The organism is Micromonospora sp. NPDC006431 (genome assembly GCF_042870725.1).
Lineage (GTDB): Bacteria > Actinomycetota > Actinomycetes > Mycobacteriales > Micromonosporaceae > Micromonospora.
On the sequence record NZ_JBIAHQ010000010.1, the window covers coordinates 83,404 to 98,772 of the forward strand.

Genomic DNA, 15,369 nt, shown 5'->3' on the forward strand with positions numbered 1-15,369 from the left:
ACCGAGGTTCCTCAACCTCAGGCCGCTCATTTCGTTTCGTTGGCATCGCGTAGGAAGGCGGTGACGCGGGTGGTGACGGTGGCGTGAAGGGCAGCCACCGCCTCGACGCCCTCGCGCAGTGCCGCGGACAGCGCCGCGACGTCGCACGGGTCGTCGATCGGGCGCGCGACCGCGAGGGCGCCTTCCCACCAATAGGTGGCTACCGCCCACGTGACGTCATCGTCGGAGAGCATGAGGTCGTCCAGCACCTGGTCGATGGCCTCGCCGAGGTCTTCGTCGTCCACGTCCGGATGGTCGTCGACGCACCGCTGCCGCAGCCGCCCGGCGTCAGCGTCGATCCGCAGCTGCCAGCCTTCGCCGGCAGCGGTGACGTCGAACCATTTCGGTAGGCCGCGGTCGGTGTCGTCGCCCGCCACCAGGCAGGGGATACGCAGGTCGTCAATCGGGTGGGTGCGGACCAGCTCGTACCCCAGGGCGCTCGCTGCCTGGCGCAGCTGCGCGGCGCGGCCGCCCTCCCAGCGGGCACCGACCGGCAGCACTGCGCGCAACCGTTCCCCGATCGTCGCCCAGCGCGCGTGTGGGACGAGCACTTGCAGGGCGTCTGCAATGCCGTCGAAATTGACCGCTGGCCACCGCTGCTCGCCGACGTTCCAGTCGATGTGGGGTTCGAGCAGGCAGGTGAGTAACACGTGTTCGGCGGCGACCTCATACGGTGGGGCTTCGTCGATGTAGGCCAGCGCGTCGGCGATCACGGACACCGGGTCGTTGGCCCTCCAGGCGACCGGCTGCCAGGCGATCGAGCCGCAGTCGCAGCGACTGGCGGGCGCGGTCGGGGACAGGTCGGCGTCGCAGCGGGGACAGATCAGCCCGGCAGCGGCGGTCTGTCGGGCATAGTCGTCGCGGATCGCGGCCAGGTCCGCGGCGATCTGCCGGGGTGACCCTTCGAGGAATCCGGCCCAGCCGAAGTCGGTGTAGATCTTTACTGTCCACACCCGGCCGCGGCGGCCGCGCTCGGAGTCGGCATCAGCGAGTTCCCAGCCGTCGGGGCCGAGCTTGGCGGTGAGTGCGTCGATGACCGGCTGCCAGGCCGACACGTCGTCGTCCGGTGGCGGCGGTGGGGCGGGGCGGCCGGTCGCGGCGGCGGCGAGCGTCTTGGCGCGCCAGATCGAGCGTGCCTGGCCGGGGGTCGGTTCGCTGACGGTGTAGCCGGTGAAGTAACCAGCGATGTTCGGGGTGACGGCCACGAGGTGGCCGTCGGGCACGACCAGCGAGGCCGGCGGGTCGAGGAGGCGGTGGCGGGCGCATACCAACGCGTCGAAGCCGCGGACGAGTGCCGCACGCACCGATCGCGTGTGGCCACACTCGGCGCAGGTGACGCTGACCTTCTCCCGGCCTTTTGCCATGATTCGTCCTCCCCACGTCCGTGCGGGCCCACGCTACCGCTGGGGTCCGACAGCGTGGGTTCGCCGGGATCTGGGACCTATCTGAGCCGTGCCCGGGTCTCCGCTGCACGGCGGGCATCGCGGCGTGTTCACGCGGAGAGTTCGGCGGGCACCGAAGGGTGCGGCGCCTAGCCTGTCGCGGGGCATCGGAGGAAGGAAGGCCAGGATGGAGTTGCGGCGGCGGGTGGCGGAGCGGTTCCGCGAGGTCAACGGGGAGCACCCGATGACGGCCGCGGACGACGCGTACGTCAACGGGCAGTTCGTGGTGCTGACGGAGCTGTGCGCGGCGACCGGGCGGGACCCGGACGGCGTACGCCGGTTGATGCTGGACCGGCGGCTGCCGTTGCCGGGCTATCTGCGCTCGGACGGCGCGGAGATGGTGCCGGCCGACCTGTTCGCGCTGGCGGAGCGGGCGGGCGGCCCGGAGCTGCTGGCGGAGTGGTTCGTCGGGCACTGGGCCGACCCGGCGCAGGGCGCGGCCGAGTGGGATGCCTACCTGAGCGGGCGGTACGTGTGCCTGCACTCGGTGACGCCGGGGAACATTCGGCGCAAGGGCGAGCTGGTCACGGCGATCGAGGCGGCGCCGGCCACGCCGGACGCGGGGTCGGCGGGCTGGCTGGACCGGCTGCACGTGCTGGTCGACGAGCTGGACGCGCTGGAGCCGCAGTTCACCGGGTACGACCGGCTCCGGTTCGGCGGCCCGACCTCGCGGGACACCTGCATCGACGCGGTGCGGGCCCGGTACCCGCGCCGGGTCACCGCTCCGCACGGGCGGTGACCCGGCGGGCCACGGCGAGCAGGTACTCCTTGCGGTGGAGGGGGTCGTGGTCCCAGCGGGGCCGGCTGGGGGCGGGGCCGCGGACCGGCCGGTAGTGGTCGAACTCCGATTCGAGGGTCCCCTCGCCCCGGGTCAGCGCGGGCAGCCGCTGTTCCAACGCGTGCACCCGCCCGGCCGGCACCTCGCCCTCGACCAGGTACCCGCTGCCGTGCGGGGTGGCGGTGCGGGGCACCGCGTCGAGGCCGGACAGTACCGGCAGCACCGCGCCGAACAGGTCGGCCGGCAGGTCCAGGCGGAACCGGTGCACCGGCTCGTGGACGCGGGTGCCGGCGCGGCTGAGCGCGGCCATGAGCACCAGTGGCGTCAGGTTACGGAAGTCCCCCGCGGTGCTGGACATGCTCTTGTCGAACACGCCGTGCGAGTGGCTCTGCCGGGCCCAGTAGCCGCCGTGGGTGAGGGTGACCACGCAGTCGATCACCTGCCAGCCGTGCAGCCCCTGCCGCAGGGTCTCCCGGACGGTCTCCTCGATGGCCTTGAGGAACGCCAGCGGCATCGAGCCGAGCTCGATGCCGAGCCGGAACTCGACGCCGCTGTCGAGCGGGCCGGGCTCCACCCGAAGCCCGACGGTGCCGAGGAACGGGTTCGGGTCCCGGCCGATCCACTCGACCGCGGTGCCGACGCCGACCGGCCGTTCCACGCAGACGGTGGTGGTCTCCCGGAAGCTGACCGGGACGCCGTACTCGTCGGCGAGGGTGGCCTGGATGACCTCCTTCTGCACCTCGCCGTAGAGGGACACCGCGATCTCCTGGCGCAGGTCGTCCTGGCGGAGGTTGATCAGCGGGTCCTGCTCGGCGAGTTGGGCGAGGGCGGCGTGCAGGGCCGGTCGGTCGGCCGCGCGCACGGGTACGACCACAGTCTCCAGGGTGGGCGGGGCGAAGTGGTGGCGGGCGGCCGGGCGGTCGGGCGGGGTGCCGAGCGGGTCACCGACCTTGACGTCGGTCAGGCCGTGCGCCCGGGCGATCCGGCCGGCGCCGACCGAGTCCGCGGGCGTCGCCTCGCCACCGGCGAAGACCCAGAGGCCGGTCACCTTGGCTTCGAGGTCCCGCCGGTAGCGGATCCGGTCGCGGACCCGTACGGTCCCGGCGAAGATCCGGGCGTACGCGATCTTCTCGCCGGCCGGGCCGCGCTCGACCTTGAAGACGGTGCCGGAGAGCGGGGCCTGGTGGTCGCCGTCGGCGGCGGGCAGCAGCTCGGCGAGGCCGGCGATCAGGTCGTCGACCCCGGCGCCGGTGATGGCGGAGCCGGCGTACGCGGGATGCACCCGGGCCCGCGCGGTCTGGGCGGCGAGCGCCGCCCGCAGCCGGGCCGGAGTCACCGCCCGCTCGTCGGCGACGTACGCGGCGAGCAGCGCGTCGTCGTGCGCGGTGAGCAGGTCGACCAGCCGGGTGGTGTGGCCGGGGTCGTCCGGCCGGACGGGCACCCATCGTGCGGCGGGGGTGCCGGGAGCGTCCACCTGGCCGAGGGCGACCACGTCCGGGGTGAGGCGGTCGGCGATCTGCCGCAGCACCCGGTCCGGGTCGGCGCCGGCCCGGTCCACCTTGTTCACGAAGATCAGGGTGGGGATGCCGAGCCGGTGCAGGGTGCGGGCCAGCACCCGGGTCTGGGCCTGGACGCCCTCCACGGCGGAGACGACGAGCACCGCCCCGTCGAGCACGCCGAGGGCGCGTTCCACCTCGGCGATGAAGTCCGGGTGGCCGGGGGTGTCGATCAGGTTGACGGTGACCCCGGCGACGGGGAAGGAGACGACGGCGGAGCGGATGGTGATGCCGCGCTGCCGTTCCAGCGTCAGGGTGTCGGTACGGGTGCTGCCGTCGTCGACGCTGCCGAGTTCGTCGATGACGCCGGCGCTGTGCAGCAGCCGTTCCGTCAGACTCGTCTTACCAGCGTCGACATGGGCGAGGATGCCGAGATTGAGGGTTTTCACGCAGCGTCATGTCCTCCGGGTAGGCGGTCATTCCCTTCTGGTGGGACATGGACGCGGCTCGCATCTCGTGGCTCCTTCGCTCTGTGGGTGTGGTGGTGGGATTGCACAACGGCGTCGCTACGCGGGCAAGCGATTAACCCGGACGGGTGACGGTCGACTGGCTAGGGCCGGGCGCTCACGCTTCGCGGGCGAACTCCATGTCCATCCAGTCCACCCAGGTTGCGCCGTCGGGCGAGCGCTCCCATTTCGCTGCCATCGTCTTGCCGTCGGGGTCGATGGTCAGCATCGTGCGCATCGTGTCCCCGGCGAATGTCCAGACACCGGCGTCGTCGACACTTGCCCGCATCTCGCCGTATCCGCCCTGGTCGTCGAACGCCCGCATCCGCAGCCGGCCGCCGTCAGTCGGGTCCGGGTCGCCGATCATCTCGATCACCTGCACTCGGTCTTCGCCCATCTGCACGTCGACGTGATGCACCAGGAACCCGCCACCCGGAAACCACTCGTAGGCGTCCGTGCCGGCGATCTGCACGCCGTCCACCGTGCGGCCGCTCGATCGCCACCGTCCGACCAGGGGTTCAAGCCGCTCGATCACCGGAATCACCCTCCCACCTTCGGGTAAGCTCGTAAGCACAAGCTAACAGAGGGACGGTGGATGGACGAGGTACTCACGGCCGTGGCCGACCCCACCCGCCGCGGCATCCTGCTGCTCACCCGCGACCGCGAGGTCGCAGCCGGCGAGATCGCCGCGCAGTTCCCGATGATCAGCCGACCAGCCGTCTCGCAGCACCTGCGCGTCCTGATCCACGCCGGCCTGCTCCACATGCGACGCGACGGAAGCCGCCGCCTCTACCGGCTCCGGGCCGAAGGCTTCGCCGAGGCGGCCGGCTTCCTTGACAGGATGTGGGCGGCCCGGCTCGACCACCTCAAGCATGAAGTGGAGAAGGAACACCGAGGATGATCGAGCGCACCATCCAGATCGACGCCCCACCAGAGGTCGTCTGGCGCTTCTTCACCGATCCGGCGCGCATGGCCCGCTGGCTCGGCCCGGCCGATCTCGACCCGATGCCGGGCGGCGAGCTGACGTTCCAGCTCACCGACGGCCCTGGACTCGTCGTGCGCGGCCACTTCACCGAGCTTCGGCCGTACGAGAAGATCGCCTTCACGTTTGGCTGGGAGCCGACGCCGGGCGTGCCCGATCTGCCACCCGGCTCTTCCCAGGTCGAGGTGACCCTGTCGGCGCAAGCCGGCGGCACCCTGCTGACCCTGCGCCACACCAGCGTGCCGCCCAACCTCGCCGAAAACACCTACACCGGCTGGGCGGGCTTCCTTCATGCTCTCCGAGCCGAAGCCGCGAACGTCTAGAGATCTGCCGCAGCCGGCGGCGGCGCACTAGCTGGCCTGGGCGAGCGGGTGGCGCCTCATCTCTTCCATGAAGGGGAACCGCGCGGTGAGGTCGGCGAGCGTGGTCCCGGCCCGCCAGGCGTCGGCCACCTGCGCTACCTGGAGCAGGTCGGTGGCGTCGCCGCGGGCCTGGACCTCGCCGGACACCCGGAGGTCGATCATGAAGTAGCGGGCCTGGGAGCCGAGCCCGACGCAGACGACGCCGCGGTCGGAGGTCAGCTCGGCGCAGGTGAACCGGGCCCGCCCGTGGTCGGGGGCGCTCACCTGGCCGAGGTCGAGCTGGTGCCGGGCGGCCGTGTCGGCGAGCGCGGGGGCGAGTCCGCCCCGCTCGACCAGGTCCGGGTAGAGGCGCACACCCAGCGCCGTCGACACGTCGCTCATGAACTGACTCCCACTTCCTCGTGACAGAGACCAGCAGCACGCGGTTACGGGAATGTTTCCGACGCGCCTTGGTCATCCTGTCCCCCCTGGAGGCCCCACGGCAATAGGAACGGTTGATTCGGCCCCTGTCCGGGTGACATCGCTGCACCGGCTCGAGCGCGCCGGCCTGGTGGCCAGCGCCTGGCGCGACGGGGGGGGCGGGCGCCGCCGCTACGCGCGCACCGGCGGCCGGCCGGCGGCGCGCGTACGATCCAGGCCCATGGCGCGGATCCGGTGTGACTTCTTCTCCGAGGCGCTCGGCATGGGCACGTCGATGACCGTGCTGCTGCCGGAACGGACCTCCGGGCAGATCGGCCTGGCCGGCAACGCCGCCGTCGGCGACCCGCCGGTGCTCTACCTGCTCCACGGCCTGAGCGACGACGACACCATCTGGACCCGGCGCACCTCGATCGAGCGGTACGTGGCCCCGCTCGGGCTGGCCGTGGTGATGCCGCAGGCCGGGCGGAGCTTCTACACCGACGAGGCGCACGGCAACCGCTACTGGACCTTCCTCAGCGAGGAACTGCCCGAGATCTGCCACTCGTTCTTCCGCCTGTCCACCCGCCGGGAGGACACCTTCGTCGCCGGCCTGTCGATGGGCGGTTACGGGGCGGCGAAGTGGGCGCTGCGCGACCCGGGCCGGTTCGCGGCGGCGGCCAGCCTCTCCGGCGCGCTGGACGTCACCCGGCGGCGGGACCACCCGACCAGCCCCGTCAACCCGGCGGTGTGGCACACGGTGTGGGGCGGCCGGGAGGTGCCGGGCACCGACGACGACACGGTGGCGCTACTGGAGCGCGCGGGCTCCGACCTGCCCGCGCTCTACGTCGCCTGCGGCACCGAGGACTTCCTGTACGAGGACAACATCCGCTTCGTCGAGGCGGCCCGGCGCCGTGGGGTGCCGGTCACCGTGGAGTTCTCCCCCGGCGACCACGACTGGGCGTACTGGGACGCGAAGATCCAGGACGTGCTGGCCTGGCTGCCGCTGCGCCGCGAGGTCATCGGCTGAGCCGCAGCCACCGTCTCGGCCGGACCCGAGGCTCTGCAGACTGCGAGTCAGACGCCGACGGAGCCGTCGATGGCCTCGCGGAGGAAGTCCGCGTGCCCGTTGTGCCGGGCGTACTCGTGCATCATGTGCAGCATCACCAGGCGCAGCGAGACCTCCTCTTCCCAGCGTGCGTTGTAGGCGGTGACGTCGAGGGACTCCGCCTCCCGCTCGATGCGGCGGGCGTGCTCGACCTCCCGCTGCCACGCCTCGAACGCTTCCGACCGGTCGGCGGCGCTCGCGTCGTACGCCTCCTGGAAGTCGCCGGTCTCCGACCAGACCAGCGGGATGTCCTCACCGTTGATCACCCGGCGGAACCAGGTGCGCTCCACCTCGGCCAGGTGCCGGACCAGGCCGAGCAGCGACAGCGTCGACGGCGGCGAGGACTGCCGGCGCAACTCCTCGTCGGTGAGCCCCGCGCACTTCATGGCCAGAGTGGCCCGGTGGAAGTCGAGGAATGCGCGCAGCGTCTCCCGCTCGCCGGCGAGCAGCGGCGGGCCGATCCGTTCGGTCTCCACGAGGGTCCTTCCGCGCAGGCGGCGGGCCTGCTCGCCGAGGGTTGGAAGTGGTACCGGGCGAGCTTAGTCTCAGCGCATCCGTCCACCTCCGAAGGGATCATGGATGTACCCCCACCTCCGACGTTCCGCGCTGGTCGCCTCGGCGGTCACCGCGGCGATCGCCGCCGGCGGCACGACCGTCCAGGCGGCCGCCGATCCCTACGGCCACACCGCCACCGCGACGGTCTTCGCCCCGAACCCCGTGCAGCAACTCGGCGACCAGTCGCTGACCGACCAGAAGGACGCGGACTACCCGGCGCTGGCCGGGGCGTACCGGTCGGTGCTGCTGACCAACCTGGACGGTTCCGGCACGCTGACCGGGAAGTACGTCGTCGTCAAGAGCAGCACCGGCACGCCGGCCCGGGCGGCCGACGGCGCGTTCCCGGCGTGGCACCGCGACGCCGACCAGTTCGAGCAGGTCATGGGCTACCACTGGGTGAACACCGCCCAGGCGTACCTGCAGTCGCTCGGCTTCGGCAGCACCCTGCGCCCGGTCAACCAGCGGCAGATCGAGCTGCGCATCGGCCAGTACGGCGGCGACAACTCGTTCTTCCGGGAGGACAAGGCCAACATCACCCTGGGCAAGGGCGGGGTGGACGACGCCGAAGACGCCGAGGTGATCGTCCACGAGTACGGCCACTCGGTGCAGGACGGCCAGGTGCCCGGCTTCGGCACCACGCTCGAGTCCGGCGCGATCGGCGAGGCGTTCGGCGACTACCTGGCGGTCGCGGTGACCAGTTGGGCCACCGGAGCGCCGACACGGACGCCGGAGGCCTGCGTGGCCGACTGGGACTCCGTCTCGTACACCCGGACCGCCCCGCACTGCCTGCGCCGCCTCGACGGCAGCAAGGTCTACCCCGCCGACCTGCGGGGCGAGGTGCACGCCGACGGGGAGATCTGGTCGCGGGCGCTGTGGGACATCCGCACCGCCCTCGGCAACCGCACGGCGACCACGCTGATCGTGGACGCGCAGTTCGACTTCGCCAAGGACACCACCTTCCGGGACGCGGCGCTGGCGACCGTGGCCGCCGCGCAGCGGCTCTACGGCGCCCAGGCCGCGAACGCGACCCGCGCCGCGTTCGCCGCCCGCGGCATCCTGTGACCGCCGCGGTGGGCGCCGCCTCCCGCCGGGGCGGCGCTCACCGCAGCGACGACCGGGCCACCGGGAAGTCGAAGTACGTGTCCGGGTACGGCTCGTCGCGGTAGCGGTAGTGCCACCACTCCCGGGGATAGTTCTCGAAGCCCTGCGCGGTCATCAGCCGCTTGAGCAGCTCCCGGTCGGCCCGCGCCGGACCGGTGATCCGGGCGTCGGCGGTGTGGGCGCGCGGGTCGAAGCAGTCGAACCCGGTGCCCATGTCGACCGAGTTGTCCGGGAAGCGGCGCCCGGCTGGCGCGGTGCAGGGTTGCAGCGGCTGCCCCGGCACGTACGCCGGCTGGTTCGGGGTCGGCACCGGGACCAGGGTCAGGTCGAGGGTGCTGCCCCGGCTGTGCGCGGTCGGCGCACCGATGTAGCCGTCGGCGAAGAGCCTGGTCTTGGGCACGTCGGGATAGAACTCGGCCTTCATCTGCTGCTCTCCGGGGGTCTTCGCCCAGGCGACGAAGTCGTCCACCGCCCGCTGCGGGCGGTAGCAGTCGTACACCTTGAGGCTGCGGCCCTCGGCGAGGGCGGCGGCCTGGACCCGGTGCAGCGCCTCGGCGGCCGTCCGGGTGAGCAGGCACAGCGGTTCGGCATAGCCGGTGATCGGCCGGCCGACGAAGTTGTGCGCGGTGGCGTACCGGATGTCGGTGCGGATGCCCGGGTCTACGGCGGCGAGGTCGACGAAGTCGGCCGGCGCGCGTGGTCCGGCCGACGGGGTCGGCGACGGGGTGGGTGCCGGGGTGGGCCGCGGCGCGGGGCGCTGGCAGGCGGTGAGCGCGGCGACCAGCACGACCGCGATCGCCCCCACGCGAATGCCGCCGCCCCCTCGTCTCCCACTCCCCACCTCGCCCTGTCTACCAGCGTCGCCGCCCGGAGCCGGGCGCGAATTCCCGGAAAGGGTGGCCAGGGTCACCGCGCCCCGTCCCGGTGTGCCCCCAGCGGCCCGACCGTCCAGCCCTGGCGGTGGCACTCCGCCAGTAACCGGGGCAGGGCGGCCAGCGCGGCCCGCCAGGCACCCGGCGCGGCGGAGCACGAGGAGTCGTGCAGCAGGATCGTGCCTCCGCCGGAGAGTCCGGACCGGACGGTGGCGTACACGGTGTCGCCGGTGGCCTTACGGGTCCAGTCCCGGCCCCAGCAGCTCCACAGCACCGGCTCCAGCCGCAGCCGGCGCGCCGCCAGCAGGGTCGCGCCGGTCAGCACGCCGTACGGCGGGCGCAGGAAGCGGGGCGCCCGGCCGGTCACGCCGGCGATCAGCGCCTGGGCGCGCGCCAGGTCGCGTACGGTCGCCGCCGGCCCGCGCAGCAGCAGGTTGTGGTGCGCCCACCCGTGCACCGCCACCTCGTGACCCGCGGCGACGATCTCCCGGCCGAGCTCGGGGGCCCGCTGGAGCATCACTCCGAGCAGGAAGAAGGTGGCCCGCACCCCGTGCGCGGCCAGCACCTCCAGGAACCGCGGGGTGGACTCCGGGTCGGGACCGTCGTCGAACGTCAGCGCCACCCGGTCCGGCGGACCCAGCCCGTGCAGGCCGGGCAGGAACCGCCGCCGGACGGCCGGCAGCGCGGTCACGACCGGCGCCACCTGCACCGCCGGCAGCGCGGCCGCCGCGGCCCAGGCGACGGGTCGGGCGCTCACCGGAGACCGCCGGTGGACTGCAGCAGCGCGGCCACCACGGCGACCGCGTCGCCGACCGAGTCGACCAGCCGGTGGCTGCGGTCGTCCACTCCGGCGCTCCCGGCCCGGCTCGCCACCTCGGCGACCAGGCTCGCCGGATCGTCCCGCTCGGCCGCGGCGACCTCCGCCCTGGTGTCCTCCACCTCCCCCGCTCCCCAGGCGTCCGCCACGGTCAGGGTCAGCCGGTCGTCCGGCGGCAGGCCGGAGCGTTGCCGGGCCGGCAGCTGGCCGACGGCGGTCGAGCTGGCGAGGGCCCGCGACACGAGCGGCTGGACCAGCGTGAGGGCGACGTCGTCCGCGGGCTGCGGCTCGGCGTGCCGTACCGCGCAGTAGACGTCCACGCCCTCGCACAGCCAGCTGGGATGGACGACGAAATCGGTCACGTAGGTGAGGAGCGGGACGGCCAGCCGCCCGTGCCGGCGCAGCGGCCCGAGGAGCTGGTTGGCGAACGGGTAGGTCGTCACCACCACCCGGGTGTCCGGCGGGATGGACCGGCGCATCCGACCCCGCAGCGGCCGGAGCAGCCCGCGGAGCACCGAAACGGACAGCCGGGACCGGCTGGTGAGGGCGAAGAGCGCGTCGTATCCCCACGGCAGCCAGCGCAGGATGCCCCGGTAGGCCCGCCGGACGACCCAGCGCGCCGGGCGGGGCAGCGCCTCCAGGAAGTTCAGCCGGTCCACCACGAAGCCCCGGCGGCGCAGCCGCCGCGTCAGCTCGGCGGCGGCCGTGTCGTGGCCCGCGCCGATGTCCGCGGAGACCACCACGATCCGTCCGGCGCTCTCCATGTCGCCGCGCATACCCGGGGCCACGACATCCACGCGTCCGCCCTCAGATGGCCCGTCGCCGGACCAACAGGCGCAGGGCCACGTACCCGGGCAGCACCGGCAGCCAGAAGGTGGCCAGCCGGTAGATCAGCACCCCGGCGACCGCGGTGTGCACCGGCACCCCGTAGAGCAGCAGCCCGGAAACCAGGGCCGCCTCGGTGGCGCCCAGCCCGCTGGGCGTCGGCGCGACGGACGCCACGCCCTCGCCGAGCGCGGAGACCAGCACCACGGGCGCGATCAGCGCCGGAGCGGAGGGCAGCCCGACGGCGAGCAACGCGAGCCAGAGCGCGGCCCCGTAGGCCAGGGTGAGCGCCACGCCGACCGGCAGCAGCCGCAGCATCCGCCCGCTGCGGACGAGCAGGCGGAGGGCCTCGAGCGCCTGCCGCCGGGCCTGACGCACGCGGGCCCGCCACCGGCGTACGCCGAACGCCACCACGGCCAGCGCGAGCAGCGCGAGCACCACGAGCAGGAGGATCCGGCCCCGACCGACGGCCGCACTGCCCAGGTGCTGTGCGGAGCCCGGGACGAACGGCACCAGGACGGGCAGCATCAGCGCGAAGGCGACCACGCCCGAGGCCCGGTCCACGGCGATCGCGGTGGCCGCGACCGGCAGCGGCAGGCGCTGCCGCCGCAGGTAGCGGAGGCTGAGTGCGACCCCGCCGACGGCGCCCGGCGCGAGCCGGTTGACGAACGCCGACGCCACCTGCACCGCCACGGTGGCACCGAAGGGAATCCGGCCGGGCGCGGCGAGGCGCAGCGCCAGGGCGCTGATCGGGTACGTGGCGGCGGCGGCGAGCAGCGAGCTGGCCACCGCCCACGGGATCGCGTGCCGCAGCGCCCCCAGCGCCATGGCCACCTGGCCGGACTGGGCGAACACGAGGTAGCCCAGGACGCCGAGCATGACGACCAGGAGCAGGCCCCGGCCGGTGAACCGGACCACCCGGGCCGGCCGGGGGGAGCGCCCCGGACAGCGGTGGACGATCTCGTCGCGGAGTTCGTCGAACAGGCCGGGCTGCGTGCCCAGCGCGTGCCGCCCGGCCCGGGACAGCAGCACGGGTTGCAGCCAGGGCAGGCAGTCGGCCACCGCGGCTTCACCCAGGTGGGCGGTCGCGGCCGCGACGGTGGGGCGTACGCCGGCCAGAGCGGCGACCGTGACCAGCGGCTCGACCAGATCCCGGGCGCGCTGCTCGGGGCTGGCCCGGTCGGTGGCGGCGGCCAGCCCGACCAGCCGGGCCGCGGAGTCGGTCACCAGCACGCAGCCCCCGCGCAGGTCCTGGTGGGCCAGCCCGGCGCGGTGCAGCAGCGCCAGCTGGCGCCAGACGTCGGCGAGCGCGTCCGCGCCCAACTCGCCGGGGCGGAGCGTGTCCAGCGGCCGCCCGGGCACGAACTCCTCGACCAGCAGGCCCTCCCCGGCCGGGCCGGTGGTCACGTCCACCGGGCGCGGCACCCGCACCCCGGCGCGCGCGGCCCGGCGGAGCAGCTCCGCCTCGTGCTCGGCCTTCTGCGCCGCGGTGCTGTACGGCGGGCCGTCAGGGAGCTGGCGGTACCGCAGCCGCCGGTACCAGCGACGCAGGCGGCCCGCGTCCCGCTGCCGGCCGGCGGTCAGCTTCACGAAGAGGCAGCGCCCGTCGTCGGTGGTGACCCGCCAGGGGCGGGAGCCCCGGCGGTCGCCGGGCAGTGGCTCGAGGGCCCGCACCGCGACACGCCGGTCGGCGAGGAGTTGGCGGACCCGCGCGGCGGAGCCGGCCCCGCCGCTGTCCCGCATGCTCCGACCATAGGGCCCGGCAGCGTACGTCGGGCGGCAACGCCGCCGATCCGTCCGGCGGCTGCCAGAGCCTCGGCTCGCCCGGGCGAGCCTTGTACGGCAGGTCCTAGGCGCGGCGGCGGCCGACCCGGCGGGACCGGCCCCGGCGGGCGACCAGCGCGGCCACGAGACCGCCGATCGTCAGCGCGAGGATGCCGGCGACCGGCACGATGACCCGCCAGTCACCGTCGGCCATCCGCGCCAGCGCGGTCCCGGCCGGTCCCCGCCAGGGCGCCGGCGTGACCGTGGTCGACGGGGCCGGGGAGCCGCTCGGGGCCGCCTCCGCCGCGTCCAGCTCGCCGGGTTCGACCAGCCGGCCGACCGAGGCGTCCCGGGGCAGGGCGAATCCCCAGTCGAGCAGCTGGGCCCCCTGCTGCCAGCCGCGTACCGGGCGGGCCTCGGCGCCGAGCAGGGTGACCACGAGCCGTCGGCCGTCGCGCTCGGCGGCGCCCACGTAGCTGTGCCGGGCCAGCTGGGTGAAGCCGGTCTTGCCGCCGAGGGCGCCCGGGTAGCGGTAGATGAGCTGGTTCTCGTTCTGGATCTGGAAGCCGCCCTTCTTCAGGGCCGGCTGGGCTGGGATCTTGGTGCGCTCGGTGAGCGCGTACCGGCGGAACAGCGGGTTGGCGAAGCAGGCCCGCGCGATGAGCGCCAGGTCGTACGCGCTGGTGAACTGTCCCTTGCCGTCCAGCCCGGAGGGGGTGACGGCGTGGGTCTGCCGGGCGCCGAGGCGGTGGGCCTCCTCGTTCATCGCCCGTACCCCGCCGGGTACGCCGTCGTCGCCACCGCCGAGCCGGGCGAGCACATTGGCGGCCTCGTTGCCGGAGTTGAGCAGCAGTCCGAGCCACACCGTCTCGACAAGGTACTTTCCGCCGACGAGCAGGCCGACGGCGGAGCTGCCCGGTTCGATCTTCAGGTCGTCACGGGTCACGGTGACCACCTGCTTCGGGTCGAGCTTCGGCAGCAGGGTGGCCGCGAGTAGCAGCTTCTGGGTGCTGGCCGGGGTGGCGTACTCGTGCGGCCCGCAGGCGCCGAGCACGGCGCCGCTGTCCAGGTCGGCGACCAGCCAGGAGGTGGCGGTGACCGCCGGCGGCGCGGCCGTCCCGTCCGGCACGACCAGCCCGGGCGTGTCCAACCGCTCGCCACCCACCACCCGGTCCGCCGGCACGTTCGGCGGCGGCACCGGTCGGGGCGGGCGGGACGCCTTCGGCGCCGGCGCCTTCGGGCACGGCACGGGTGCCCGGGCTGCCGCCGCGGCGGCAGCGAGCTGCGCGGCCGCTCCGGCCGGCGCGACCTGCCCGCCGGATCTCGGCGGCGCGGCGTGCGCGGCGGGCAGGGCCGTCCCGGTGCCCAGGAGGACGGCGGCGGTGAGGGCGGCCAGGACCCGAGCTCTCATGACCAGGGAGACTAACCGCAAGATCGCTTCGCGGTGACACCCGTCGGGGTCCGCCACGCCACGTCCTGCCACCGTCGCGTCGGGTCACCGGCGCACGTGCCCCACCGGACCGCCACCGCCGGCCGGCGCGGCGGCTGCCGGCCGACCCGTGTTGGGCCGGCTCCAGCCGCCCGGTCAGCGGGACGCCAGGCCCAGGTCCGCCAGGTAGCTGTGGAGCGCGGCGGAGGAGCGCAGCCGGCGCAGGCTGCGCCGGTGCAGGTCCTGCTCACGCCGGGCCAACTCGGCGCGGACCCGCTGCGGGCTGCCCGTGGTACGCAACTCACCGAGGACCGCCTCGACGATCTCGTAGGGGTAGCCGCCGCGGCGCAGCAACGCCACGACCTGCGCGGCGCGTACCTCGGCGGCGTCGTACACCCGGTAGCCGGTGCCTCGCTGCCGCGCCGGGCGCAGCAGGCCGCGCTCCTCCCACAGCCGCAGGCGGGAGGTGCGGACGCCGGCCAGTTCGGCGACCGCGCCGATGCGCAACGGGCGCCGGGGCGCCGGGCCGGCGCGGCCGGCCACCGTGTCGAAGGCGGCGACGACGCGGCCGATCTCGGCCCGCTCCCGCTCCAGCTCGGCGTGCCCGGCGTCCACCGCCGCCAACGCCGCCGGCACGTCGCCGCGGTGGACGGCGGCCATCGCCTGGCGGGTACGGGCCCAGCCGTGCCCTTCGGCCAGCCGGCGGGCCACCGCCAGCGCCCGCGCGTGCGCCTCGGTGAAGATCCGGTAGCCGCTCTCGGTACGCGAGACCGGCGGCAGCACTCCGAGGTCGACGTAGTTGCGGACCTGCTGCACGGAGATGCCGGCCCCGGCCGCGAGGTCGACCGCGCGCAGCCTCCGCTCCGGGTGGGTCGCCACGGCCGGCAGCCTATCGCT

General features: G+C 74.2%; 16 protein-coding genes. 5 read left to right on the forward strand and 11 right to left on the reverse strand.

Annotated features, from left to right (window positions below; genetic code table 11):
- Nucleotides 1–26 precede the first annotated feature (26 nt).
- Nucleotides 27–1,403: a hypothetical protein gene (locus tag ACFYM6_RS18715; protein WP_387277017.1), complete on the reverse strand. Its 1,377-nt coding sequence runs from the start codon at nucleotides 1,401–1,403 to the stop codon at nucleotides 27–29.
- A gap of 205 nt (nucleotides 1,404–1,608) precedes the next feature.
- Here ACFYM6_RS18715 and ACFYM6_RS18720 point away from each other — a divergent pair, with 205 nt between their 5' ends.
- Nucleotides 1,609–2,220, forward strand: coding sequence for a DUF6058 family natural product biosynthesis protein (locus ACFYM6_RS18720; RefSeq protein ID WP_387277019.1), 612 nt, complete (start codon nucleotides 1,609–1,611; stop codon nucleotides 2,218–2,220).
- Here ACFYM6_RS18720 and ACFYM6_RS18725 read toward each other — a convergent pair.
- Nucleotides 2,198–4,204, reverse strand: coding sequence for a GTP-binding protein (locus ACFYM6_RS18725; protein ID WP_387277021.1), 2,007 nt, complete (start codon nucleotides 4,202–4,204; stop codon nucleotides 2,198–2,200). The two genes, ACFYM6_RS18720 and ACFYM6_RS18725, sit on opposite strands and share 23 nt — an antisense overlap.
- A 175-nt stretch (nucleotides 4,205–4,379) precedes the next feature.
- Entirely contained in the window at nucleotides 4,380–4,805 is a 426-nt protein-coding gene (locus ACFYM6_RS18730; RefSeq protein WP_387277022.1) for a hypothetical protein, read from the reverse strand.
- A gap of 51 nt (nucleotides 4,806–4,856) precedes the next feature.
- On the opposite strand from ACFYM6_RS18730, the gene ACFYM6_RS18735 reads away from it, so the two are divergent.
- Both ACFYM6_RS18735 and ACFYM6_RS18740 read left to right on the forward strand, forming a co-directional pair.
- Complete coding sequence (locus ACFYM6_RS18735) at nucleotides 4,857–5,162, forward strand: ArsR/SmtB family transcription factor (RefSeq protein ID WP_387277024.1); 306 nt, start codon at nucleotides 4,857–4,859, stop codon at nucleotides 5,160–5,162.
- Nucleotides 5,159–5,566 carry an SRPBCC domain-containing protein gene (locus tag ACFYM6_RS18740; RefSeq protein WP_387277026.1) on the forward strand — a complete coding sequence of 136 codons (408 nt, stop codon included), beginning with the start codon at nucleotides 5,159–5,161 and terminating at the stop codon, nucleotides 5,564–5,566. The genes ACFYM6_RS18735 and ACFYM6_RS18740 overlap by 4 nt, the downstream gene beginning before the upstream one ends.
- Before the next feature lie 27 nt (nucleotides 5,567–5,593).
- Here the strand turns inward: ACFYM6_RS18740 and ACFYM6_RS18745 are convergent, their stop codons facing one another.
- Entirely contained in the window at nucleotides 5,594–5,986 is a 393-nt protein-coding gene (locus ACFYM6_RS18745) for a hypothetical protein (RefSeq protein WP_387277028.1), read from the reverse strand.
- A 259-nt stretch (nucleotides 5,987–6,245) separates the two neighbouring features.
- Between ACFYM6_RS18745 and ACFYM6_RS18750 the strand changes: the two genes are divergently transcribed.
- Nucleotides 6,246–7,031: an alpha/beta hydrolase gene (locus ACFYM6_RS18750; RefSeq protein WP_387277030.1), complete on the forward strand. Its 786-nt coding sequence runs from the start codon at nucleotides 6,246–6,248 to the stop codon at nucleotides 7,029–7,031.
- 47 nt (nucleotides 7,032–7,078) lie between these two features.
- On the opposite strand, the gene ACFYM6_RS18755 is transcribed toward ACFYM6_RS18750, so the two are convergent.
- Entirely contained in the window at nucleotides 7,079–7,585 is a 507-nt protein-coding gene (locus ACFYM6_RS18755; protein WP_387277032.1) for a DinB family protein, read from the reverse strand.
- Between the two features lie 103 nt (nucleotides 7,586–7,688).
- Here ACFYM6_RS18755 and ACFYM6_RS18760 point away from each other — a divergent pair, with 103 nt between their 5' ends.
- Nucleotides 7,689–8,726 carry a M36 family metallopeptidase gene (locus tag ACFYM6_RS18760; RefSeq protein ID WP_387277034.1) on the forward strand — a complete coding sequence of 346 codons (1,038 nt, stop codon included), beginning with the start codon at nucleotides 7,689–7,691 and terminating at the stop codon, nucleotides 8,724–8,726.
- A gap of 37 nt (nucleotides 8,727–8,763) precedes the next feature.
- On the opposite strand, the gene ACFYM6_RS18765 is transcribed toward ACFYM6_RS18760, so the two are convergent.
- From ACFYM6_RS18765 to ACFYM6_RS18790, 6 genes are all read right to left on the reverse strand, one after another.
- Nucleotides 8,764–9,561, reverse strand: coding sequence for a M15 family metallopeptidase (locus ACFYM6_RS18765; protein WP_387277344.1), 798 nt, complete (start codon nucleotides 9,559–9,561; stop codon nucleotides 8,764–8,766).
- A gap of 110 nt (nucleotides 9,562–9,671) precedes the next feature.
- Nucleotides 9,672–10,394, reverse strand: a complete 723-nt coding sequence (locus tag ACFYM6_RS18770; RefSeq protein WP_387277036.1) for a polysaccharide deacetylase family protein — start codon at nucleotides 10,392–10,394, stop codon at nucleotides 9,672–9,674.
- Nucleotides 10,391–11,251: a UDP-N-acetylglucosamine--LPS N-acetylglucosamine transferase gene (locus ACFYM6_RS18775; protein WP_387277038.1), complete on the reverse strand. Its 861-nt coding sequence runs from the start codon at nucleotides 11,249–11,251 to the stop codon at nucleotides 10,391–10,393. The genes ACFYM6_RS18770 and ACFYM6_RS18775 overlap by 4 nt, the downstream gene beginning before the upstream one ends.
- 10 nt (nucleotides 11,252–11,261) lie before the next feature.
- Nucleotides 11,262–13,022, reverse strand: a complete 1,761-nt coding sequence (locus tag ACFYM6_RS18780; RefSeq protein ID WP_387277040.1) for a lysylphosphatidylglycerol synthase domain-containing protein — start codon at nucleotides 13,020–13,022, stop codon at nucleotides 11,262–11,264.
- Nucleotides 13,023–13,128: 106 nt separating this feature from the next.
- Nucleotides 13,129–14,454, reverse strand: a complete 1,326-nt coding sequence (locus tag ACFYM6_RS18785) for a D-alanyl-D-alanine carboxypeptidase family protein (RefSeq protein WP_387277042.1) — start codon at nucleotides 14,452–14,454, stop codon at nucleotides 13,129–13,131.
- Between the two features lie 174 nt (nucleotides 14,455–14,628).
- Complete coding sequence (locus tag ACFYM6_RS18790) at nucleotides 14,629–15,351, reverse strand: MerR family transcriptional regulator (RefSeq protein WP_387277044.1); 723 nt, start codon at nucleotides 15,349–15,351, stop codon at nucleotides 14,629–14,631.
- Nucleotides 15,352–15,369: the final 18 nt, after the last annotated feature.